Source organism: Stenotrophomonas sp. 14P6.2.3, assembly GCF_057799055.1.
Genome location: NZ_JBYOLA010000003.1, coordinates 69,400 through 92,646, shown reverse-complemented (window position 1 = coordinate 92,646; position 23,247 = coordinate 69,400). Strand labels below are relative to the sequence as shown.

The window sequence follows — 23,247 nt, the reverse complement described above, 5'->3', positions numbered from 1 at the left end:
CATGAACTCCGACCCCGCCCTCCCCGCCGAACGTACCCAGCTGATCCTGCAGGAGCTGCGCCAGCAGGGGCGCGTAGTGGCCGCCGAACTGGCCCGCCGCTATGGCATATCCGAAGATTCGATCCGCCGCGATCTGCGTGAACTGGCCGCCCAGGGCCTGTGCCAGCGCGTCTATGGTGGCGCGGTGCTGCCGGCCCCGAAGGCGGTACCGCTGCGCGAACGGATGACCCAGGACCGCACCGGCAAGGATGAGCTGGCCGCCCGTGTCTGCACGTTGCTGCAGCCCGGCCAGGTCCTGCTGATCGATGCCGGCTCGACCAACCTGGCCATCGCCCAGCAGCTGCCGGGTGCGCTGGGGCTGACGGTGATCACCAACGCGCCACAGATCGCCACCGCCGCGGCGTGGCAGGACGGCACCACCGTGCAGCTGATCGGTGGGCGCCTGGCCGCAGGCGGCGGCGCGGTCGGTGCCGAGGCGCTGGCCCAGGTGCAGCACCTGCGGGCGGATGTCTTTCTGCCCGGCCCCTGCGCCGTCGACGTCGATACCGGCGTGTGGGCAATGGACGCCGAGGAAGCCACGCTCAAGCGCGCGATGGTCGCCTGCAGCAGCCGCATCATCGTCGCCGCCACCACCGAAAAACTGGGCGCACGCGGCAACTGGCAGATCGCCGGCCTGGACGACATCGACGATCTGGTACTGACCACCTCGGCACCACCTGCGCTGGCCGCCCGTTTCCGTGCCGCCGGTATCGCCGTACATCCGACACCTCCCTGACCGTACCGCCCATGTCCCTCGCCAACCGACCGCGTGCCGAACAGCACGCGACCCGCGCTGCATTCTTCATTCCCGGCTTCGCTACTGCGCTGTGGGCCACGCTGGTGCCCTTCGCCAAGGCGCGCACCGACATCAACGACGCCACGCTGGGTCTGGTGCTGCTCTGCCTGGGCGCCGGCTCGCTGCTGGCCATGCCGTTGTCGGGCCTGTTCGCCGCACGGCTGGGCTGCCGCCGGGTGATGGTCGCCACCACGCTGATCATCTGCGCAACGGTACCCGGCCTGGCGCTGGCCGAGTCGGTGTGGATGCTGGGCCTGGTGCTGTTCGTCTTCGGTGCCGGCGTGGGTGCGATGGACTGCACCATGAACGTACAGGCCGTGGTGGTGGAACGCGAAGCGCAGCGGGTGATGATGTCCGGCTTCCACGCGTTCTTCAGCATCGGTGGATTCCTCGGCGCGGCGACGATGACCCTGTTGCTGAGCGCGCGCATGGCGCCGATCTCGGCGGTGCTGCTCGGCGTATTGATGATGGGTGTGGTCGCACTGCTGTCGGCGCGCTACTGGCGTGGCGAGCGCGTCGCACACGATGCACCGCTGCTGGCGTGGCCGCGCGGCATCGTCATGTTCATCGGCGTGCTTGCCTTCATCGCGTTCCTGGCGGAAGGCGCGATGCTGGACTGGAGTGCGGTGTTCCTCACCGACATCCGCCAGGTCGATGCCAGCCATGCCGGCATCGGCTACGTCACCTTCACCCTGACCATGACCGTGGCGCGCCTGTTCGGCGACCGCCTGGTGGAGCGCATCGGCCGGCAGAAGGCCATCGTGGCCGGTGCGCTGCTGGCCTGCGCCGGCGTGCTGGTGCTCACCCTGGTCACGCCGTGGCAGGCGTCACTGGGCGGCTACGTGCTGGTCGGGCTGGGCTGCGCCAACATCGCACCGGCGCTGTTCTCGCTGGCTGGCAGCCAGAACCGGATGCCGCAGGCGATCGCCATCACTGCGGTCTCCACGCTTGGATTTGCAGGCATTCTTGCCGGCCCGGCGCTGATCGGCTTCGCCGCCAATCACTTCGGCCTCATCGCCGCCTTCGTCGGCGTGGCGATGGCGCTGCTGCTGGTGGCGGTGTCGACGCGGTGGCTGCGGATGTAAACCTGCATGGCAGGCGGTTGACCTGTCCCTGCAAAGAACCGTGCGCGCGAAGGCGCACGGTTCCACACTGCATCGGGCCGAAAAGTCAGTAGGAGGAGAATTCCCAGCGCTGATTCTCTGTGCCCTGGCACATCCACATGTGCACCTTCGAGCCATTGGTGTTACCCATGCCCGGGTCATCCAGGCACATGTTGGTCTGCGGGTTGCGGATCTCGCCTACCAGCCGCCAGGACTGGTGCGCGCCACCATTGCAGGACCACATGCGGATCGGATTCCCGTCATGGCTCGCACCGTCAGCCGCTTCCAGGCATTTGCCGCCCAGCCCACGGATAGACCCGTCCGCGCCCAGTTCGAAGCGCTGCTGCGGCACGCCCGTGCAATCCCACAACTGCACGCGGGTGCCATCCGCGGAATTCGCACCCTCAACATCCAGGCACTTGCCACCGACACCGACAATCGAGCCGTTGGCGGGATTGAACTCCCACTTCTGGTTGCTGGTCAGCGCATTGCTGTACAGCTGGATCTTGGTGCCGTTGGCGCTTGACGCACCGGTAGCATCCAGCACCTTGTTGGCCACACCGACGATGGACGTGTTGGTGAACTTCCACGATTGGTTCCAGTCACCATGCGCGTCGTAGAGCTGGATCCGGCTTCCGTTGCTGGTGCCATAGCCCACGATATCGAGCACGCGATTGCTGGGCACCCCCGTGATGGTCGAGGTATTGGGCTTCACCGTCCAAAGCTGCTGTGCGGTGCCCGGCGTGCAATCCCACACCTGGATGGCGGTGCCCGGCGCGGTGTTGGCGCCCTCGGCATCCAGGCACTTGTTGCCCATGCCGCGGATCTCACCAAAGGTGGGAATGTTGCGCAGGTTGACCGGCGCCGACACAGACCCTTGCGAGAACTGACCATCGCCACTGAACGTCGCGGTGATCGATGCGGTAGTGAAACCTGCCGGAACGGTGTAGTTGATCGCGACCTTGGCCGGACGGCCGTAGGCGTACTTGTGCGTGCAGACCTGGACGTCACGGATGGCAGCCCAGCACCCCTTGTCCAGGTCGGAAACCGTACCGAGGAACGGCGTGTTGACCGTACTGACCTGCACCTTGCCCACCGCCTGGCCATTGACCTTGAACTCGACCGTCCCACCGATCTGATCGTTGCCCGGAATGTGATACAGCCCCAGCGCCTGGCCATCGACCTGCGCGGAAAGCTGGATAACCTGTCCCGGCGCCGGAAGTGCGTTGGAAACAGAGGCAGTTGTGGTGGTCGGGAAGTTGTACAGACGCGGCAACGATTTGGCCTGTGCGCCTGAAGACGCAGCTGCAATTCCAATTGCGAGAACACCCATCGAAACGTAATTCATCCTTGCTCCATCTACGTTGTGTGGAAATCCTATCCAGGGACTACCATCGAAGCACTGCAAGCATTGAGCCCCTGCACTTTCCTGGCCGCAGACATCGGCTACGGACCGCAGCCCCTCGTTGCCCAGGAACTCCGGATAGTCTCACAGCCTTCCACCCAGAGGTATTGGCGTTACCGTTTCCGCCGCGAGAATGTCATCCGCAACCGCCGATAGCCGATCACCGTGGCCGTCGCGCACAGCGCGGTACCTGCCAGGCTGAGCAACAGCAGCACGACCAAGCGGCTGTTCGGCTGTCGCAGCAGCGCGGGTAGATCCCAGCTGTGCAGGAAGGAAAACAGCCAGCGACCTGCGCGCTCGCGCTTGCCCATCGTCAACAGCGGATCGCCGGTGGCCAGGTCCACATAGACGCGGGTTGCCTCAGCATCATCGAAGTCAGCCATCGCCACCGGAAAGCGACGTACCGCGGCGCCATTCATCGCCTCTGCAGCGCGCGGATAGAAGTAAGCATCGGGCGTCTGCAGAATGGTGAACTCACGCAGGCGCGCATCGGACATCGCCGCTACCCTGCCCTGCAGCCAGTCTGCACCGAATGCAGTGGATACCTGCAGTGCGCCGCCACGCTCCGTGACCACCCGTGAATCGGCGTTGCCGTCCAGCGCCACAGCGAACAGTTCACCGCCGATGCGTCGCCACTGGATCTCGACCGGCACGAACTGCGGCGTGTGCACTGCAGCCAGTACCGCAGCCGGCTGTGCGATGACGCCTGCATCCGCCCGAACCTCACCCTGATAGCGCGCAGCGTTGAGCGAGGCGCGTGAGCTGCTGAAAACACCCAGCGGATTCATCGACATCAGGCCACTGAAGATCCAGGTGAACACGAATGCGCTCGCCATCAACCCGATCAGGTGATGCCAGCGCATCCACGGTTCCTGGTACGGCGTCTTCGACCCTGAGCGGTACTGCCCGCGAAACCGCCAGCGCCAGATGCCGACCACGACCCCGCTGATCGCGGCCACCGTACACAGCGCTGAAAGCACAATCACCGTCCACGTCCACACCGGGTCCACCGACTGCATACGCAGGAAGTACAGCCAGTGCAGCCACGCACCCACATAGTTCCAGCGCTGTTGCAGGCGCGGTGCATCCAGCACCACTTCGCCGGTGCGCGAGGACACGTAGACATCACCAGGCTCTGCGCCACCCACGCCGACGCGGTACAGCGGCCGGTGCGGATCAAGGCCGCGCGAATGCGTCCAGCGATCCTCGTCCAGCGGCATCGCGCCAACGAAAGCCGGCCCACCGGCGAACTGCGCGGCGGAGACTTCGGCCAGCTGCGCCGATACAGGCGGCAATGCCTGTCCGGTAAGCGCCGACCACGCGCCCATGTGCGTCCCGGAGCGCACCACGTAGGCGGGCTCGCCACGCAGCGTCGTCAACACGACCCGCTCAGGCTCCTGTCGCACGGCGTCCGGCAGCACGGAAAGTGCCTGCCAGCCGCGCGCATCTGCCAGTGCGGGCAGCGCGGCCAAGCGTTCTCCCGGCGTCAGCTTCGGGTAACCGATGAACAGCATCACCATGCCGCTGACGAACCACAGCAACATCAGCAGGCACCCACCAATGCCCAGCCAACGGTGCACCAGGTAGGTCCAGCGCTTGGCAGTGGATCGCAGCGACATGGCAGCCGTCCTCAGAAGCGCTGGTCGAAGGTGAATTCGACGCGCCGGTCGGCGCCCAGCAGCCACTGCGTGCTGGTGTAGTACGCCGTGGCGTAGTACGCCTTGTCGAACACGTTGAACACGCGCGCGGTCACCCGTGTACGTGGGGCTGCCTGCCAGGTCAGGGCCAGATCGGTGGTGGTGTAACCCGGCAGCTGCAGCGTGTTGGCGTTGTCGGCATAGCGCTTGCCCACGTAGCGCACGCCACTGGCCACGCTCCAGTCGGGCAGGAACTGCCAGCTCAACCAGGCGTTGGCCAGGCGCTCAGCCACGTTCGGCGGCACGTTGCCATCACGCGAGACGATCACCGCCGGCGTGCCGGTGGCTTCCAGGAAATCCTCGAACTCGGCCTTGAGCACGGTCGCGTTGGCATCCAGCGACCACTGCAGCGCGAAGGCCCAGTTCAACGAGGCTTCGATTCCCTTTGAGGTCTGTGCACCCACCTGCACGCGACGGTCCGGTTGCAGCGGGTCACGGCTGAGCAGCCCGGTCTTGCGGATGCGATAGGCTGCCAGCGTCCACTCGCCCCCATCGAAGGCCTGCTTCATGCCGATCTCGATCTGCTTGCCCTTGGCCAGATCGAACACGCCGTTGGCCGGACTGATCATCAACAGCCCACTGACCGGGTCCGCCGCCTGCGAGTACTGCGCATAGAGGGTCATCGACGGTTGTACCGCGAACACCGTGCCCGCGCGCCAGCCGGTGCTGTTGTAGGTCTTCGAGAACGCCCGCTGGCCGCTGACCAGGTCGTTGCGATCGATCGTGGCGCGATCGTGACGCACGCCAGCAAGCACCGACCAACGCTCGCTCAGTTCCAGCCGGTCTTCCACGAACAGCGCGACCTGCTCGGCGCTGTTGCGGTAGCGCGGCAGGTTGGGTGCATCGCTGACGAACCCGCCGGGCACCGGGTTGAAGGGATCCACCGGTCCCGAGCTGCCCGCATAGGTGTTGTTGGTGTGCTTGAAATGCGCACGGTTGGCATCGAAGCCAACGGCGAAACTGTTGGGCAGTCCGCCCGCATTCCCCAGCAGGCGCAGCGTGGAGGTCAGCCCTGTCTGGTCCTGGTTGTGGGTGATCTGGGTGTTGCCGGAGCGGTCGATCAGGCCGGTGCGCTCGTTGGAGACATAGGCCTCGGCGTTGCGCCAATCGCGCTGGCTGTCGATCTGGTAGACGCGCGTGCGCCACTCCACGTTCTCGTTCGGCGTCCACAGCGCATCAAGCTGGGTCCAGCGGTCGCGGAAACGAATCACGCTGTCGGCCACGTTGTAGTTCTCGTGGCGCAGTGCATCCAGCTGCCGCCCATCGATCAACGGCGTACCGAAGTAGCGCATCGGCTTCTGGTAGCCCTGCGCATGGGTCAGCGTGAACTGCAGATCCGCCCGTGGCTGCCACAGCAACGCACCGGAAAACGTGGCATCGCCGTTGTGGCCGCGGTCGACCCACCCGCTGCTGTAGTTGCCGCTGACGTCCACGCGGTAAGCCAGCGCCGGCGTGAGCGCACCGCCACTGCCGAATCCGAGTCGCGCGGTGTCTTCGCTGCCCAGGGTGACGCTTACCTCGTTCTCGATGGCACCGCGCGAAGGCTTCTTCGGCACGATGTTGACCACGCCGCCGATGGCGCCATCACCATGGATGACCGAGGCCGGCCCACGCAGCACTTCGATGCGCTCGATGGACCAGGTATCGAACGGAAAGGTGATGCCCACACCGCCGTACTGGCGCAGGCCGTCGTACAGGCGCATCACCGAGGCGCCATCGGTAAAGCCACGGCTGGACAGCGCACTCAGGCCGTTGCCCGGATGGGGAAGTGCACTGATCGCGCCGGCGCGGGTGATCGCGTCGTTGAGATTGGAATCACCGCGCTGCTCCAACTGCTCGCGCGAAATCACGGTCAGGCTGGCCGGGGTCTGCAGCACGCTCAGGCCGAGGGCCGAGCCGGTGCTGGCGGTGGAGGACAGCGCACCGCTGCGGGTATCCACCACGCGGACGGTATCCAGGGTGGTCGGTGGTGCCGCGTCGGCAGCAAGGGCAGAAGCGGAGTGCAGCAGCAGCGCACAAGCGACAGACAGCGCCGCCCGACGCAGGCGCACGGAGTTGGGGTTTGTTTTCATTGTTTCACGGCATGCAAGGCCACCCCGCAGTCGCAGGGAAGCTCAAGGAGTTCGGGAAACGCGCACGCAGTAGTGCCAGGCCATGCCTGGCAGCTCGGGAGAATCAATCCAAGGGCGCACGCGCAGGGCTCAAGCGGCCAGCAGTACCGGTGGCCCACGCGCTCCCAACGTGCCGCTGATCCGCTGCGGCAACGTCTGCACCGCACCACGCAGCGCGCGGCACACCGGTGCCAGCGGCATCATCAACAGCAGCGCCGCCACCAGCAGGGTGATCAGTCGTGCGGCAATCAGGCAGTAGTCGCAGTCCACGCCCATCTCGTGGTCGGCGTGTGGATCGGCCGGCGGCTTCGGTGCGGCTTCGCCATGCTGCATTGCCATCGCGTGGTGGTCGTGGTGCCCTTCCATCGCGTGCTGTGCGTGCAGGGTGTGGTCCATGACCGCCACCGGTGCAGCAACAGCAACGTGCGCATCTGCCAGCCAGCGGCTCACCAGCGGGGCAAGCAGCACCAGCAGCATGGCAAGCCATGCCAGGGTCTGGAACCGGCGGTGGAGAGCAGAGCGGCGCACGCGGCCATTCTACGGGCCCAGGGCCAACCCTGGACCGCGTTCAGGGTTTACCTGCTGCGACACTGTGACGCAGGGCTCTGGCACCGACAACATCGATGAACACGTCTTCGCGACGGATCCAGTAGATCCACGCCATGCGTGGATGCGCTTCGCGCATCAACTCACGTACTGCGCCTGGCCGTTACCGAACGACCAGTTCTCCTTCTTCACTTCCACCAGATTGATGAACACATCCTCGCGGCGGATACCCACTGCCGCATGCAGGCCATCGGCAATGCCCAGGTACAACGCCTTTTTCTGCTCCAGCGTGCGCCCTTCGTTCCAGGTGATCTGGATGCAGATGAAGTCATCGCTGCGGGCGATGCCGAGGTAACCCGGGTCGAACACGAGCGTGCCGCCGTCGTGCTCCTGGAAGATCTGGAAGCGATCGTTTTCCGGCACGCCGACCGCGCGCATGGCCTGGTAGATCGCCTCGCCGACACGCTGGCGGTACTCCACGGTTTTACCTTTGCGAAGATCGATGCGGGCGAGCGGCATGGTGGCATTCCAAGGATGGGAGGGGCACAACAATGGGCCGAGATTACGCCCGCCAAGGGCGCCGGAACAGCGCATGGATGGAACCCTCTGCCTCCATCCGTGACATGTTCCCGCAAGCACCGCGCGAGGTGACGCGATCGCCATGGTGGCGTTCCTGCGGAGTCGTCATATGCACGCCCGGCAGGGGCGGCGATTTGTGCCATCAGTGACGGGCTGCACAGCGGGCTGGTGCTCGACGGCACAGAACAGAAAACGCTTGGCCTGCTTAGGGGTAGTTGAGAACTTTCCTTGCAGACCGACGTGATTGTTCGACTTGATGATCGCCGGGCCGAGGCAAGTTGCCTTGGCCGGGATTGGCGTCTCGAAAAAGCAAACCTGACGGATTGGTTGCGCAGCAGTGCGTAGCCGCAAGAATGCACCGACGGCCCTCAATGGCGGGCGGTGCGTGGGGATCACTCGATCCGCCGGGTGTTTTCTCACTCCGTTGTGTTTGCCCCGGTACGCCAACCCGCACCGTCCGCCACCTTCACTACGGAAGGTGGTCCTACGCCAGTGAGGGTTCCGCCATGACCAACAAAACCGTCCTCCATCCTCGCCTGCTTGCCTTGATCGGCGACATCGCCAGCGACGTGCCTGAAGACCTCGCGCGCGAGATCGAGTGAGCACTGAAGGAGCAGCAGATCCCGTCATCGCAGCCGATGTTCTTCACCTTCCTTGATGCGGTACGCAAGGGAGATGGCGAAGACGGCCAGCCGTGCACCACGCAGACACTCAACGCGCAGACCATTGCCTCCCTCGGCCGTTCACTGTCCGCACTGAACACCATGCTCGATCTTCTGCACGCGGCAGAGCACACGCGCGTGGTCGGCGGCACCGACGAGCAGATCGGCGACTTCCATCGAAACGGTCTGCTGCTGGCCGCACGCCAGATCGCGCGTGCCGCGCAGACCGGCCTCGGCGATGCGATCACAGCCGGGGGAAAGGAGCCCGGTTGAATCACGGGCAACAAAAAAGCCCCCATCGCTGGAGGCTTCTTTCGTTCTGCAACATGGTGGGCGGTACAGGGATCGAACCTGTGACCCTTGCCGTGTGAAGGCAATGCTCTACCGCTGAGCTAACCGCCCGGTGTGTTGCTGAGCCGCTCATTATAGGGCGGTTTTTCAGGGCGTCAACACCTTTTCACATCGTGTTTCCCGGCCCATTTCCCCGAATCAGCCAGGCATGGCCTGGCTCTACCGGGAGGGGCAATCCGCCCACATCACATCGTATGCGTCGGCTTGTCCGAACCGGTCAGGCCGGCCAGGATCGTCTCGATCTTGTGCCGCACCGTCTCGCCTTCCTGGCCGTCCGCCAGCTGCACGCCGATGCCGGCCGTGCGGTTGCCCTGCGCGCCGGCCGGGGTCACCCAGATCACCTTGCCAGCCACCGGCAGGCGCTCGCTGGAATCAGGCAGGGTCAGCAGCAGGAATACTTCATCGCCCAGGAAGTAACGCTTGGGCGTGGGCACGAAGATGCCGCCATTCTTCACGAATGGCATGTACGCGCTGTACAGCGCGGCTTTGTCCTTCACGGCCAGGGACAGGATGCCCTGGCGGGCGTTGCTGGCACTCATCGATTTCCCCTTGCGGCAGGCCGCTCGTTCACCTTGTTCCAGGCCAGCAGCAACTCGACCACCGCAAGGTCTGCGCGCACGGTGGTGCGCAGCAGGTCGCGGGTGCGGTTGGCCGCATCGAACCAGGCTGCAAGCTTGTGCAATCGCTCCGGCGTGGTCAAGGCATCGGTGCTGGCCTGCGCCAGCGCCAGGTCGGCGGCGAAGCGCAGGCGCAGCGCCGCGTTGTCATCGGCGCACCACTTCTGCGCCAGTTCCACCGCACCGGTCTTGCCAGCGGCCAACTGTTCCAGCTCGCGGCCGACGTCGCGACGCAGGCTCAAGCCATCTTCGCGCAGCCAGTTATCGGCCTGCCCAGGATGGCCGCGTGCTGCATCCAGCGCCTCGCGCGCGGCCGCCTCGCTGTGGCCCTGCTGCTGCAGCCAGGCCAGCGCTTCCTCGCGCGGCGGCAGCTTGAATTCCAGGCGCTGGCAGCGGCTGCGCACGGTCTGCGGCAGGCGCGCCGGGTCACTGCTGATCAACCACAGGTAGCGTCCGGGCTGCGGTTCTTCCAGAGTCTTCAGCAGCGCATTGGCCGCCGAACGGTTGATGGCATCGGCCGGGTCGACGATCACCACCTGCGCCACGCCGTACTGCGGGGTCAGCGCCAGCTTGTTGGTGATCTCGCGCACCTGCTCGATCACGATCTCGGTGCGCAGCTTGTCGCCGCTCTTGTTCGGAATGAAGCTGATCAGCTGCAGGTCGGGATGCGTGCCGGCGGCAATCAGCTGCCGGGTGCGGGTGGCGTGCGCAGCATCGCCGCGTGCCAGCACATGGTCGGCCAGCGCGAGCGCCACTTCACGCTTGCCCAGCCCGGCCGGGCCGCAGATCAGCAGGCCGTGGCCCAGCCGATCAGCATCCAACGCGGCCACGGTCTGGTCGAACGCGCGCTGCTGCCAGGGCGAGAACGTACTCATGCGCCCTCCCCTTGCTGCAGCCAGCGTTCGACACGCGCGACCACATCAGCAGCCACGCGCTCCTGCACCTGGCCGGCATCGACCAGCGCGAAGCGCTGCGGGTCCTGCTGTGCGCGGCTGCGGAACACCTCGCGCACGCGCTGGAAGAAATCGTCCTGCTCGCTTTCGATGCGGTCCGGCCACAGATCGCGGCCATTGGCACGCGCGCGGCCAACGGCCACGTCCACGTCCAGCAGCAGGGTCAAACCGGGCAGCAGGCCAACGGCGCGGCGCTCCAGGTCGGCAATCCACTGCGGGTCCAGGCCGCGGCCACCGCCCTGGTAGGCGTAGCTGGAATCGGTGAAGCGATCGCTGAGCACGTAGGCGCCGCGCTGCAGCGCCGGCTGGATCACCTGGCGCACATGCTGCGCACGTGCGGCGAACACCAGCAGCAGTTCGGCCTCGGCACTGAGCGGCTCGGCAGCGATCTCGGCATCGGGCTTCAGCACCAGCCCGCGGATGCGCTCGGCCAGCGGCGTACCACCGGGTTCGCGGGTCAGTACGACCTCATGGCCGTGGCGGCGCAGGCACTCACGGATGGCGTTGATGGCCGTGGTCTTGCCCGCGCCTTCGCCGCCTTCCAGGCTGACGAAACGGGGATGGCGAAGCAGCGCGGAACTCATTGCGCCGGGGTCTCCTTGGTGCGTTGCTGGCGCAGCTGCTGCAGGTAGCGGGCTACGGCGGCGTTGTGTTTGTCCAGGCTGGGCGAGAACACGTGTGCGCCGCTGCCATCGCCCACGGCGACGAAGTACAGCGCATCGCCCGGTGCCGGTTGCGCAGCGGCCATCAGCGCATCGCGGCTGGGCATGGCGATCGGGGTCGGGGTCAGGCCAGACCGGGTGTAGGTGTTGTAGGGCGTATCGGTGGTCAGGTCGCGGCGGCGGATGTTGCCGTCATACGCCGCACCGATGCCGTAGATCACGGTCGGGTCGGTCTGCAGGCGCATGCCGATCTTCAGGCGGCGCATGAACACGCCCGCAATCTGCGGTCGCTCGCTGGCCAGCGCGGTTTCCTTTTCGATGATCGACGCCATCGTCAGCAGCTCGTACGGCGTATTGATCGGCAGATCCGGCGCGCGGCTTTCCCAGGCTTCGTCCAGCGCCTTCTCCATCGCGCCGTGGGCACGCTTGAGCACGTCCAGGTCGCTGTCGCCGCGCTGGTAGACGTAGGTCTCCGGCAGGAAGCGGCCTTCCGGATGCTGGCCGGCGAAACCGAGGCGGTCCATCAGCGCTGCGTCATCGAGGGTGTCGGTGGTGTGCAGCAGCGGATCGGCACGCTTGAGCGCGGCGCGCAGCTGGCGGATGTTCCAGCCTTCGATGATGGTGACGCGGTGCTGCAGCACCTTGCCGGCGCGCATGCGCAGCAGCAGTTCGCGCGGGGTCAGATCCCTGCTCAGTGCGTACTCGCCCACCTTCAGCTTGCCGGCGGCATCGAGCTGGCGCGCCAGCAGCTGCCACTGGGTGTCCTGGCCCTCGTCCACGCCGGCCTCGCGCAGCTTGCGCAGCACGCTGTTCATGCCATCGCCGCTGGCGATGACCACGCTGTCCGCACTGGGGGTCAGCGGCACGTCGGCAAACTGGGTCTGCTTGTAGAAGAACCACGCGCCCGCGCCGGCCACGATGGCGGCCAGCACCAGCAGCAGTGTTACCACCCACAGACACCCGCGCTTGGCTCCCGCCATGGACTACCTCTGAACTCGATTCCGTCGTGCAGGATACCGTGCCGCCGGTGTAGGGTCATGACCGAAGCCACGCGTCCGTGCCGACCAACGGTCGGCACCCACCCACCATCTCCAGTAGATCCACGCCATGCGTGGATGAACGACCATGGAAGCATCCGTGCCGACCAACGGTCGGCACCCACCAGGACCGGCAGCGCCGGGCCATGCCCGGCGGCGGCAATCGATCAACCCTGCTGCCCCAGCGCCCGCAGCAGGCCGCGGGCCTTGGCCCGGGTTTCGTCCAGTTCCTTGTCCGGGTCCGAGTCGACCACGATGCCGGCACCGGTACGGAAGCTGACCTCGTTGCCATCCACTTCGGCGGTGCGGATCAGGATGTTCAGGTCCAGGTCGCCATCGCGGTTCAGCCAACCGAATGCACCGGTGTACGCGCCGCGCGGCACCTGCTCCAGCTCGCTGATGATCTGCATGCAGCGCACCTTTGGACAGCCGGTGATGGTGCCGCCGGGGAAGGTGGCGGCGATCACCTCGCCCGGGGTCACGTCCGCACGCAGGTGGCCACTGACATTGCTGACGATGTGGTGCACGTGGGCGTAGCTTTCCACGGTCATCAGTTCGTCCACGACGACCGTGCCGGGCAGGCAGATGCGGCCCAGATCGTTGCGCTCCAGGTCGATCAGCATCACGTGCTCGGCGCGCTCCTTGGGATGGCCGACCAGCTCCTGGATGCGCGCGGCATCGTCGTCGCCCTCGAAGCGCGGGCGGGTGCCGGCGATCGGGCGCGTCTGCGCGTGGCCGCCATGCACCGATACCAGCCGTTCCGGCGACGAGCTGACCACATGCCGGCCGTGCGCACTGAACAGGCCGGCAAACGGCGCCGGATTGGCGCGCCGCAGCTGCGCGTACAGCGCCTGCGGACTGACCGGTGCTGCGAACTGCGCGCTCCAGCGCCGTGACAGGTTCACCTGGAACACATCACCGGCACGCAGGTACTCGATCACACGGCGCACGCCATCAGTGAAGCGCTGCGGCTCGTCTTCGCTGACCGACTGCGGCGGTTGCCAGCCCTGCCCGGCCTGCGGCAGTTCGCCGGCCAGCAAGGCGACCAGCGTGTCCAGCAGCGCCTGCTCGCCCGCCTCGGCAATGAGGAAGCTGGTGTCGGCCTGGTGGTCATGCAGCACGGCGGCCGGGCAACGCAGGGCGAGTGCGGTCGGGTGACCGTCATCGCGCGCGCGCGCCGGCAGCACCGGCTCGACCTGGCTGGCCACTTCGTAGTCCAGCATCAGCGCCCAGCCACCGCGGAACGGCAGCGCGTGGCCGCCGTCGTGCGGCAGGCGCTGCGCGTGCCATGCGCGGTCCAGCGCCTGCAGGAAACTGCCGGGCTGCACCGCACCGTGCTGGTCGCGCACCTGGCCATCGGCGTCCAGCTGCAGGGTGTCGCCCTGCGCGGCCAGCAGCAGGCTCCAGCGGCCCTGCGCGGTACCCGAGGCGGTGGACTCCATCAGCAGCGGGAAACGCGCCGGGTCGCGCTGCTGCAGGGCCAGCAGGTCGATCGGGTGCAGCAGCGGGTGGATCAGCGGGGCGTGGGTCATGGCGGCCAGTTCTGGGAGACGGATACACGGAAGCCGCCTTGCGGCGGCCTCGTGGTTGGCGGAGTCGAGCCCGGCTCGACGCTGCCGGTGCGATCAGACGCGCTTGAAGATCAGCGTGCCGTTGGTGCCGCCGAAGCCGAAGCCATTGGACATCACCACGTCGACCTTGGCCTGGCGTGCTTCGTTGGGCACGTAGTCCAGGTCGCAGCCTTCGCCCGGCTGCTGCAGGTTGATGGTCGGCGGAATCACGTTGTCGCGCATTGCCAGCACCGAGAAGATCGCTTCCACGCCGCCGGCAGCGCCGAGCAGGTGGCCGGTCATCGACTTGGTGGAGCTGACCATCATCTTGTAGGCGTGGTCGCCGAAGGCGGTCTTCATCGCCATGGTCTCACCGAGGTCGCCCAGCGGGGTCGAGGTGCCATGTGCGTTGAGGTAGCCGACCTGTTCCGGGGTGACACCCGCGTCCTTCAGGGCCATGGTCATGCAGCGCGCAGCGCCTTCGCCGTTCTCGCTCGGCGCGGTCATGTGGTACGCGTCGGAGCTGGCGCCGAAACCGGCCAGCTCGCAGTAGATCTTCGCGCCACGTGCCTTGGCGTGCTCGTACTCTTCCAGGATCAGGATGCCGGCGCCATCGCCCAGCACGAAGCCGTCACGGTCCTTGTCCCACGGGCGCGAGGCCTGTTCCGGAGCGTCGTTGCGGGTGCTCATCGCCTTCATCGCGCAGAAGCCGCCCAGCGCCGTCGGCGAGGAACCGCGTTCGGCACCGCCGGCCACCATCACGTCCGCATCGCCGTACTGGATCATGCGCATGGCGGTGCCGATGGAATGGTTGGAGGTGGCGCACGCCGAGACCGCCGAGAACGACGGGCCCTTCAGGCCGCTGATGATGCTCAACTGGCCCGGCAGCATGTTGATGATGGTCTTGGGCACGTAGAAGGGAGAGATCTTCTTCCCTTCGTGGAACTCGATGGTCTGCTCTTCGATGCCGAGCAGGCCGCCGATGCCGGCGCCAACGATGGCGCCAATGCGGTCGGCGTTGGCGTCGGTGATCTCCAGGCCCGAATCATGCAGGGCCATGAAGGCGGCACCGAGGCCGTAATGGATGAACGGGTCCATCTTCTTGGCATCCTTGCCGCTGACCCGGTACTTGCCGAACAGTTCGTTGTCGGCGGTGATGTCAAAGCCTTTGACCTCACCTGCGATCTTGGTGGTGAACCGTTCCAGGTAGGCATCAGAAACGTTGGTCAGCGGACCGATGCCCGAACGACCGTGGGTGATGCCTTCCCAGCTGCTGGCCAGATCATTGCCCAACGGCGAGACCATACCCAGGCCGGTTACGACGACGCGACGCTTCATTGCTGATTCTCCTGACCCGAACGTTCTTTGCGGGTAACGCGGTTTACTTCGGTGTGGTACGCAAACACACGGGGCCGCAAACAGCGGCCCCATGGGGTGTCGTGCGCGGCGAGCTCAACGCCCGCGCGCGCACTGACGTCCTGCATCAGGCCTTGACGTGGGCCGTGATGTAGGTGATCGCAGCCTGCACGGTGCTGATCTTCTCGGCTTCTTCGTCCGGGATCTCGCACTCGAATTCTTCTTCCAGCGCCATCACCAGCTCGACGGTGTCCAGCGAGTCAGCGCCCAGGTCATCGACGAACGATGCGCTGTTGGTGACTTCTTCTTCCTTGACGCCAAGCTGTTCGATGACGATTTTCTTGACGCGTTCTTCGATGGTGCTCATGGGATATCGCTCCAGATGGAGTAGTGGTTCAAAAAGTGGTCGCCATCAAAGGCGATGGCCGTGGGATAGTGTAGTGGAAACCGGCGTGACCTTGCATTGCAGCAAAAATCCTCGCAGATCAATCACTTGCGGCGCGATCCCTGCGCCCCTTGCTTACGGCATGTACATGCCGCCGTTCACATGGAGAGTTTCGCCGGTGATGTAGCCGGCAGCCGGGCTGGCCAGGAAGGCCACCGCATGGGCGATGTCCTCCGGCGAACCCAGGCGTTCGAGGGCGATGTCGCCGATCAGCGCGGTACGCGCTTCTTCCGGCAGCGCCTTGGTCATGTCGGTGTCGATGAACCCCGGCGCGACCACGTTGACGGTGACGCCGCGCGAGCCGATTTCCTTGGCCAGCGACTTGGAGAAACCGATGATGCCGGCCTTGGCGGCGGCATAGTTGGCCTGGCCGGCGTTGCCGGTCACGCCCACCACCGAGGCGATGTTGATGATGCGGCCCTTGCGCGCCTTCATCATCCCGCGCATGACGGCCTTGCTGGTGCGGAACACGCTGGTCAGGTTGGTGTCGATGATCGACGCCCAATCGTCTTCCTTCATGCGCATCAGCAGGTTGTCACGGGTGATGCCGGCGTTGTTGACCAGGATCGAGATCGGGCCGAATTCCTTGGCGATGCCGTCAAGCACGGCGTCGAGCGCGGCAGCGTCGGTGACGTTCAGCGCACGGCCGTGACCGCCGTGGGCGGCCAGGCGCTCGCCGATCGCGGCAGCGCCGGACTCGGTGGTAGCGGTGCCGATGACGGTGGCGCCCTGGGCGGCCAGCAGATCGGCGATGGCGGCACCAATGCCACGGCTGGCACCGGTGACCAGTGCGATTTCACCCTGCAGGGGCTTGCTCATGATGTTTTCCTCAGGCTGGGGCGGCCGCCGCACCCGTGCCGCTTGCAGCGGCCACCGGCACGGTCGGCAGGAACAGGGGCAATCAGGCCGACCACGTCTCGCGGGCGGTTTCGAAGTCGCCCGGGGTGGCCAGGGAACGGCCGTCGATGGCCTTGTCGATGCGCTTGACCAGGCCGGTCAGCACCTTGCCCGGACCGCACTCGGCGATCTGGGTGACGCCACGCGCGGCCAGCGCCTGCACGCAGCCGGTCCACTGCACGGGCTGGTACAGCTGCTGCACCAGCGCGGTGCGGATCGCGTCCACGCCGTCGTGCACCTTGGCGTCGACGTTCTGCACCACCGGCAGCTGCGGCAGCTGCCAGGACAGGCCCGCCATCACTTCGGCCAGACGGTTGGCGGCTTCGCGCATCAGCGGGGTGTGCGAGGGCACGCTGACGGCCAGCTTGACCGCCTTGCGCACGCCCTTCTCGGCCAGCAGCGCCAGCGCACGGTCGACCGCGGCAGCGTCACCGCCGATCACGATCTGGCCCGGCGAGTTGAAGTTGGCCGGAACGACCACCTGGCTGCCGGCGGCTTCCGCGCAGACGTCCAGCACCAGCTGGTCTTCGGCGCCGAGCACGGCGGCCATCGCGCCGACACCGGCCGGAGCGGCTTCCTGCATCAGCTGGCCGCGCAGGCGCACCAGGTGCGCACCGTCGTGCAGGCTGAGGGCGCCAGCGGCGACCAGGGCGGTGTACTCGCCCAGGCTGTGGCCAGCCAGAACCGACGGACGCGGGCCACCAACGGCGTTCCAGGCGCGCCACGCGCCGATGCTGGCGGCCAGCAGGGCCGGCTGGGTGTATTCAGTACGGTTGAGCATTTCCTCCGGGCCACCCTGGGACAACGCCCACAGGTCGACGCCGGCACCATCGGATGCCTCGGTGAAGGCCTCACGCACCTGCGGGTGCAGTTCGGCCAGCTCGGCCAGCATGCCCACAGACTGCGAGCCCTGACCGGGGAAGACAAAAGCGAGGGTGGATAGGGTCACGCGGTCATCCGCTTGTTGCAATCGAAGCGGGCCATGATAAGGGGGAACATGCCGTGTCGTCTGTACGTGCGCGTATGCACGGCGTATGGAGGCGACCTGCCGGATCGGCCAGCGGGTGATGCCGGCCAGCGGCCGGCACTACCCGATGCTGCGGGCTGCCCCGCTGTCAGCAGAGCAGCTGCAGGATGTCCAGCTCGCCGTCGGCAAACCAGTCCATGCACAGGCCGACCACCATCAGCAGGCCCAGCGTGGTGGCACCGTGGGTGATGAAAATGGAGTGGGCCAGCGCACGCGCCGAGCGCCCCAGCTTCATGCACACCCGTGCCAGGCGCTGCAGACGGCCACTGACGGCGTGTACGTGCGCACGCACCGGTGCCTGCACCCCGTTCATCGCCTCGGCCATCATCGCCTGCAGGCATTCGGGGCGGTCGGCGTAGTACTTGGCAACGCCATAGCCGAACATCAGCCAGTCGCGCGCCTGTGCCTCGGCCAGGTCCATGACTTCCAGCGGATCTTCTTCGAAGTCGATGAAACCGACGTTCTGGCCATCCCAGGTGAGGTTGCGCGGCAGCGGCTGGCCGAAATAGGCGCCACGACCGTGCGCTTCGGCAATGGCCTGCATCGCCGCAGCCACGAGGCGATCGCGGCCGGCATCGTCGGCTTCGCGCAGGCAGGTATTGAACGAGCTGCCGTTGTCGCCGATCACCAGCGCGGCATGTCCACTGCCGATCACCGCGGGCACGTTCACGCCCTGCGCCTGCAGTTCCGCCAGCCGGCGGGCCTCGGTTTCGCGCGCGGCGTCGCCACCGCGGTGCGGCGGCGGGCGCAGGGCGTCGAGATGGAACCGGCGGGCAACAAAATTGAGCAGGCCCAGGGCCACTGCTCGGCTTCCTTCGCCGTACTGCTTCAGCCAGGCGCGCTGCCCTTCGATGACGATGGGCTCAACCATGACAGTCTCCTTTAACGCATTACGGCCCCAGAGGGGCCGTAACGACGGTTTCACGTTGTCGTAACTCGCACTATCAATAGCGCAGCAGTGCCGAACCCCACGTGAAGCCACCACCGAACGCTTCCAGCAGCAGCAGCTGGCCGCGCTCGACCCTGCCGGAACGAACGGCCGCATCCAGCGCCAGCGGCACCGAGGCGGACGATGTATTGCCATGCTTGTCGACGGTCACCACGACCTGGTCCATCGACATGTCCAGCCGCTTGGCGGTGGCTTCGATGATGCGCAGGTTGGCCTGGTGCGGGATCAGCCAGTCCAGGTCGGACTTGGTCAGGCCGTTGGCATCCAGGGTTTCGTCCACGACCGAGTCCAGCGCCTTGACGGCGTACTTGAACACGTCGTTGCCCTTCATGTTGATGGTGCCGCCACCGTTGTTGCCTTCACCGAAACCGACCGAGACGCCGACCGGATTCCACAGCAGCTCTTTCTTGCTGCCATCCGAATGCAGGTGGGTGCTGAGGATGCCGGTTTCTTCGTCGGCCTTGAGCACGACCGCGCCCGCGCCATCACCGAACAGCACGCAGGTGGTGCGGTCTTCCCAGTCGACGATGCGGGTCAGGGTTTCCGCGCCGATCACCAGCACATGGCGGGCATCACCGGAACGGATGAATTTGTCAGCCACGCTGAGTGCGAACACGAAGCCCGAACAGGCCGCGTTGACGTCGAAAGCGGGGCAGCCGCTCACACCGAGCTTGGCCTGGATCAGGCACGCGGTGGAGGGAAAGATCAGATCAGGAGTGGTCGTGCCGACCACGATCATGTCGAGCTGCGAGGCGTCGATACCGGCCGCTTCGATCGCACGCAGCGCGGCCTGGTAGCCGAGATCGCTGGTGGTTTCGCCGTCGGCAGCGATGTGCCGTTCACGGATACCGGTGCGCGTCTGGATCCACTCGTCCGAGGTCTCGACCATTTTTTCCAGGTCGGCGTTGGTCAGGACTTTTTCCGGCAAATAGCTACCGGTGCCCGCGATCCTCGAGTAGATCCGCTTGCTCATCATGTTTCCTGTTGCACGAGCCGCCGTTCACCGGCGTGCCCGGGAAAGAAGGCGAAGGCCGCTGCCCAGCGGGCAGCGACCTTCCGGCACATCAGTCTTCCTGGACAGCCGAAGACTTGGTCTGGATGACCTTCTTGCCGCGGTAGAAACCGTCAGCAGTGATGTGGTGACGCAGATGCACTTCGCCGGTGGTCGGGTCGGTCGACAGCTGCTTGGCGCTCAGGGCGTCATGCGAACGACGCTGGCCACGACGGGACGGGGTAACACGGGATTTCTGGACAGCCATGGGATTGCTCCAAACTCGGTTCGTTTTGCTTCGTCGTTTCGTCGCACAGGACGCCAGCGTCCAGCACACTTTTCGCTTTCGCCGCAGCCGCCGACGACAACCGGCTGCTATTGTTTCTTCAATGCCGCCAACGCCGCAAACGGGTTGGCCTTTTCAATTTCTTCTTCGGTCGGTGCCCAGTCCTTGTCGACTGCCTCACCGTACGGCGACAGGGGTACCACCGGCACCGCCAGCACCAGTTCGTCTTCGACCAGGTCCAACGGGCGCAGCTGGCCATCTTCCGGCACCAGCAACGGCTCGTATTCCTCCGGCAAGGACGATTCCTCGTCTTCGTCGCGGATCAGGCCAAGCCTCTGGGTCATCTTCACCGGCAGCAGGAAACGCTGCATGCTGCGCTGACAGGTCAGCGGCAACGCGGTATCGATGCTGAGTTCCACATAGGATACCCGCAAGATCTCGTCGCGACCGAATTCGAGCGAGTAATTACACTCGCCTTCGGTATCTGCGACAAGCCCCTGCAGGCGAGTCAATTCAGCCAGGGAGACCTGACCGTCGAAGCGCCTTCGCGCTACGACCATCCGCCAGGCATCCAGCGTTTCGGGTACGTTCGCGGACATAAGCCGCCGAATATTAAGGATCGGCAGGTCGCGTGTCAAATGACTGCCATGAAAGGCTTGCTGTGGCTGGCTGTGCCGGGCCAGACTGCCGCGCCCCGCCCCCGGAATTCCCGCATGCCTGCCCTGGTCCTGGCCTCCACCTCCCGCTACCGCCGCGACCTGCTGGAACGGTTGGGGTTGCCCTTCGGCTGCGCACGCCCGGAGGTGGATGAGACCCCGCACGCCAACGAGGCCCCGCTGGCGCTGGCGGCACGCCTGGCCAGCGCCAAGGCGGCCGACGTGGCCGCCCGCCATCCCGGCAGCTGGGTGATCGGCTCGGACCAGGTGGCGGACCTGAACGGGCAGCCGCTGGGCAAGCCGGGTACGGTCGAGGCGGCGTGCGCGCAGCTGGCGGCCATGTCCGGGCAGACGGTGCGCTTCCACACTGCGATCAGTCTCACCCATGACGGAGAATCCTTCACGGCAATGGATCTGACCCAGGTGCACTTCCGCGCGCTGCAGGCGCCGGAGATCGCCCGCTACGTGGCCATCGAACAACCGCTGGACTGCGCTGGCAGCTTCAAGTGCGAAGGCCTGGGCATCAGCCTGTTCGAGGCCATCGACAATCGCGACCCCACGGCCCTGATCGGGCTGCCACTGATCGCACTGTGCGGATTGCTGCGCAGGGCCGGATTCGCGGTGCCGTAACCCGGCCCGCTACACGAGGCACGACACCTCAGCGTTTCTTCACCACAAAGGGCTGTTCCTGCCACTGCTCCACGCTGCCATCGCGACCATGCAGGCGCAGGCCCAGCCAGTGTTTTCCCGGTGACAACGTACCCGTATCGAGCGTTGCATCGAAACCGACAGCCGGATGTTGCGGGTCGGTGCTGTCTGGCCAGGCATGTCGGATATCGAACACCCGCCCGTAGCTGGCGTCGCCGATCGAACGACCATCCACCAGCACTTCAACCCGCGACAGGCCGACACCTTCCTTGAACGCCCAGCCCTTGATCGCCAGCGTGCCGCTCACCACGTCGCCGTTGGAAGGGGTGTCCAGCCAAGCCAGTGCGGGGGCTACACATGGGCCCTGCGCGCGCTGCACCGGCAGGCGGAACAGCAGGAAGCGCTGGAATCCATGATCGTTGCTGACCACGCGCGGCGCCGGCAGCGGCCCGACCTGTTCGCAGAGGGCGTGATAGCGGGTGAGCAGATCGCGGAAACGCTGATCGCTGGGCGACAGCACCAGCAGCATCGGCACGTCGCGCTCGCCTTCATGCACCTGGTTCCATTGCGCCAGCTGCGCGGTACGGCCGTGCTTGTCGTTGAGCGGATGCGGCAGCACTTCAATGTCACCGCGGCCCAGCTGGAAGCCCAGTTCGGCGCCCACCTTGAAGTTGCCGGCCAGTACGCGGCTGCCTTCAGGCATCTGCTGCAGTTCTTCGCGGACCGCAGCAGCCAGCGGCTGCCAGCCGGCGAAGTTGCGCGGGTAGTACTTGTCGCCGGCCAACTGCTCGCGCAGCGATGACGAGGACGCCATCAGGTAATAGCCGAAGGCCAGCACCATGCCCAGCCCGGCCAGCCACCAGCCGGTACGCCGCAACCAGCGCGGCCAGCCGTTGAGGATCACCGGCACCGCCACCAGCAGCGCCAGGTAGCCCGGCAGCGGCCAATGGAAGCTGATGCGCTCGACGTCGGTGAAGAAGCCCAGTGCGAAGATGCCCAGCGTCGACACGCCGCCGACCAGGCCGAAATAACGCCACTGCACGCGCGCGCCGCCACCACTGCGGGTACCCGCCAGCGCCACCTTCCACATCGCGATGCACAGGATGGGCGTCACCAGCATCGGCTGGATCACCAGGAACCATAGTCCGCGCCACTCGAACGCCCACGGATGACGCTCGACCACCTGGAACTTCAGACCGGCATCGTGATTGTCGGCATTCCAGGCCAGCAGCGGCAGCCATGCCAGTACGCCAACGGCCAGGGCCACCCAGACGCGCGGATCGGCCAGCATGCGCCGGCCCTGCGGCAGCGCCAGCAGGGCAACGAAGCCGACGCCGATCACACCGATGAAGCGATAGTGGCTGAGCGCGCCGATCAGCAGGCCCAGCGCCAGCTTCACCGCCGAGGACGCGTCTACGTTGCGCAGCAGGCGTGCGCCGGCGTCCAGGCACAGCACTGCCGCCAGTGCCATCGGCACATCGGGTACGGCCAGCAGACCCAGCGTGGCCGACAACGGCATCAGCAGCGTCAAGCTGCCGGCCTGCCAACCTGCAACGTTGCCGAACCAGCGCGCCGCAATGCGCGATACCAGCAGCGGCAGCAGTGCACCGATGGCCAGGAATGGCAGGCGCAGCGCCAGCACGTGCTGGCCGCCAAGCTCCACACCCAACCGGGTCAACCAGGCCGTCAGCCCCGGCAGATCCGAATAGGCCGCAGCCAGATGCTGGCCTTCCTGCCAGTAGAACGCCTCATCGACGAACAACGGCAGGCGTGCGGCCACGACCAGCTTGGCCGCTGTGACGAGCGTCCATAACCAGAGAAAAATCGTACGTGCGCGTTGTTCGCCCTGCATTGCTCTATGGATAGAATCGACCGGTTACCGAA

The 23,247-nt window shown here is 66.1% G+C and carries 23 protein-coding genes and 1 tRNA gene; 4 read left to right on the top strand and 20 right to left on the bottom strand.

Annotated features, from left to right (window positions below; all coding sequences use genetic code 11):
* Position 1 precedes the first annotated feature (1 nt).
* Positions 2–775, top strand: coding sequence for a DeoR/GlpR family DNA-binding transcription regulator (locus tag AC27VL_RS03880; protein ID WP_100551707.1), 774 nt, complete (start codon positions 2–4; stop codon positions 773–775).
* Positions 776–786: 11 nt separating this feature from the next.
* Positions 787–1,920, top strand: a complete 1,134-nt coding sequence (locus AC27VL_RS03875; protein ID WP_191078640.1) for an MFS transporter — start codon at positions 787–789, stop codon at positions 1,918–1,920.
* An 85-nt stretch (positions 1,921–2,005) separates the two neighbouring features.
* Here the strand turns inward: AC27VL_RS03875 and AC27VL_RS03870 are convergent, their stop codons facing one another.
* The 5 genes from AC27VL_RS03870 to AC27VL_RS03850 form a co-directional block, all read right to left on the bottom strand.
* Complete coding sequence (locus tag AC27VL_RS03870; RefSeq protein WP_223880304.1) at positions 2,006–3,214, bottom strand: RICIN domain-containing protein; 1,209 nt, start codon at positions 3,212–3,214, stop codon at positions 2,006–2,008.
* A gap of 242 nt (positions 3,215–3,456) precedes the next feature.
* Entirely contained in the window at positions 3,457–4,962 is a 1,506-nt protein-coding gene (locus AC27VL_RS03865; RefSeq protein WP_100551704.1) for a PepSY-associated TM helix domain-containing protein, read from the bottom strand.
* An 11-nt stretch (positions 4,963–4,973) separates the two neighbouring features.
* Positions 4,974–7,112 (bottom strand): TonB-dependent receptor, encoded by a 2,139-nt coding sequence (locus AC27VL_RS03860; RefSeq protein ID WP_488765579.1) that lies wholly within the window; start codon positions 7,110–7,112, stop codon positions 4,974–4,976.
* Between the two features lie 129 nt (positions 7,113–7,241).
* Positions 7,242–7,628, bottom strand: coding sequence for a DUF2946 family protein (locus AC27VL_RS03855; RefSeq protein WP_100551702.1), 387 nt, complete (start codon positions 7,626–7,628; stop codon positions 7,242–7,244).
* Between the two features lie 207 nt (positions 7,629–7,835).
* On the bottom strand, positions 7,836–8,216 hold the full coding sequence (locus tag AC27VL_RS03850) for a tautomerase family protein (RefSeq protein ID WP_100551701.1): 381 nt from the start codon (positions 8,214–8,216) through the stop codon (positions 7,836–7,838).
* 698 nt (positions 8,217–8,914) lie between these two features.
* Here AC27VL_RS03850 and AC27VL_RS03845 point away from each other — a divergent pair.
* Positions 8,915–9,211 (top strand): hypothetical protein, encoded by a 297-nt coding sequence (locus tag AC27VL_RS03845; protein WP_488765578.1) that lies wholly within the window; start codon positions 8,915–8,917, stop codon positions 9,209–9,211.
* A 54-nt stretch (positions 9,212–9,265) separates the two neighbouring features.
* Here AC27VL_RS03845 and AC27VL_RS03840 read toward each other — a convergent pair.
* From AC27VL_RS03840 to AC27VL_RS03775, 14 genes are all read right to left on the bottom strand, one after another.
* Positions 9,266–9,340, bottom strand: a tRNA-Val gene (locus AC27VL_RS03840).
* A gap of 134 nt (positions 9,341–9,474) precedes the next feature.
* On the bottom strand, positions 9,475–9,828 hold the full coding sequence (locus tag AC27VL_RS03835) for a PilZ domain-containing protein (protein ID WP_025874071.1): 354 nt from the start codon (positions 9,826–9,828) through the stop codon (positions 9,475–9,477).
* Positions 9,825–10,781: a DNA polymerase III subunit delta' gene (locus tag AC27VL_RS03830; RefSeq protein WP_099819206.1), complete on the bottom strand. Its 957-nt coding sequence runs from the start codon at positions 10,779–10,781 to the stop codon at positions 9,825–9,827. The genes AC27VL_RS03835 and AC27VL_RS03830 overlap by 4 nt, the downstream gene beginning before the upstream one ends.
* Positions 10,778–11,443 carry a dTMP kinase gene (gene tmk / locus AC27VL_RS03825; RefSeq protein ID WP_049467276.1) on the bottom strand — a complete coding sequence of 222 codons (666 nt, stop codon included), beginning with the start codon at positions 11,441–11,443 and terminating at the stop codon, positions 10,778–10,780. Before tmk ends, AC27VL_RS03830 begins: the two co-directional genes overlap by 4 nt.
* Complete coding sequence (mltG, locus tag AC27VL_RS03820) at positions 11,440–12,501, bottom strand: endolytic transglycosylase MltG (protein WP_100551699.1); 1,062 nt, start codon at positions 12,499–12,501, stop codon at positions 11,440–11,442. Before mltG ends, tmk begins: the two co-directional genes overlap by 4 nt.
* Before the next feature lie 224 nt (positions 12,502–12,725).
* Complete coding sequence (locus AC27VL_RS03815) at positions 12,726–14,090, bottom strand: aminodeoxychorismate synthase component I (RefSeq protein ID WP_100551698.1); 1,365 nt, start codon at positions 14,088–14,090, stop codon at positions 12,726–12,728.
* Between the two features lie 93 nt (positions 14,091–14,183).
* On the bottom strand, positions 14,184–15,446 hold the full coding sequence (gene fabF / locus AC27VL_RS03810) for a beta-ketoacyl-ACP synthase II (RefSeq protein WP_100551697.1): 1,263 nt from the start codon (positions 15,444–15,446) through the stop codon (positions 14,184–14,186).
* Between the two features lie 145 nt (positions 15,447–15,591).
* A complete protein-coding gene (gene acpP, locus AC27VL_RS03805) occupies positions 15,592–15,831 on the bottom strand; it encodes an acyl carrier protein (protein ID WP_025874077.1) in 240 nt (79 codons plus the stop codon).
* Between the two features lie 153 nt (positions 15,832–15,984).
* Positions 15,985–16,728 (bottom strand): 3-oxoacyl-ACP reductase FabG, encoded by a 744-nt coding sequence (gene fabG, locus AC27VL_RS03800; RefSeq protein ID WP_059063244.1) that lies wholly within the window; start codon positions 16,726–16,728, stop codon positions 15,985–15,987.
* An 82-nt stretch (positions 16,729–16,810) separates the two neighbouring features.
* Positions 16,811–17,755 (bottom strand): ACP S-malonyltransferase, encoded by a 945-nt coding sequence (gene fabD, locus AC27VL_RS03795; RefSeq protein WP_089239160.1) that lies wholly within the window; start codon positions 17,753–17,755, stop codon positions 16,811–16,813.
* A gap of 166 nt (positions 17,756–17,921) precedes the next feature.
* Positions 17,922–18,704, bottom strand: a complete 783-nt coding sequence (locus tag AC27VL_RS03790) for a BUD32 family EKC/KEOPS complex subunit (RefSeq protein WP_100463422.1) — start codon at positions 18,702–18,704, stop codon at positions 17,922–17,924.
* A gap of 73 nt (positions 18,705–18,777) precedes the next feature.
* Positions 18,778–19,755, bottom strand: coding sequence for a beta-ketoacyl-ACP synthase III (locus AC27VL_RS03785; RefSeq protein WP_488765576.1), 978 nt, complete (start codon positions 19,753–19,755; stop codon positions 18,778–18,780).
* Between the two features lie 91 nt (positions 19,756–19,846).
* Positions 19,847–20,041: a 50S ribosomal protein L32 gene (gene rpmF / locus AC27VL_RS03780; protein ID WP_025879386.1), complete on the bottom strand. Its 195-nt coding sequence runs from the start codon at positions 20,039–20,041 to the stop codon at positions 19,847–19,849.
* A 107-nt stretch (positions 20,042–20,148) separates the two neighbouring features.
* A complete protein-coding gene (locus AC27VL_RS03775; protein ID WP_088101178.1) occupies positions 20,149–20,658 on the bottom strand; it encodes a YceD family protein in 510 nt (169 codons plus the stop codon).
* A 114-nt stretch (positions 20,659–20,772) separates the two neighbouring features.
* Between AC27VL_RS03775 and AC27VL_RS03770 the strand changes: the two genes are divergently transcribed.
* On the top strand, positions 20,773–21,345 hold the full coding sequence (locus AC27VL_RS03770) for a Maf family protein (RefSeq protein ID WP_488765575.1): 573 nt from the start codon (positions 20,773–20,775) through the stop codon (positions 21,343–21,345).
* Between the two features lie 28 nt (positions 21,346–21,373).
* On the opposite strand, the gene AC27VL_RS03765 is transcribed toward AC27VL_RS03770, so the two are convergent.
* Complete coding sequence (locus AC27VL_RS03765; protein ID WP_488765573.1) at positions 21,374–23,215, bottom strand: glycosyltransferase family 39 protein; 1,842 nt, start codon at positions 23,213–23,215, stop codon at positions 21,374–21,376.
* Positions 23,216–23,247 lie beyond the last annotated feature (32 nt).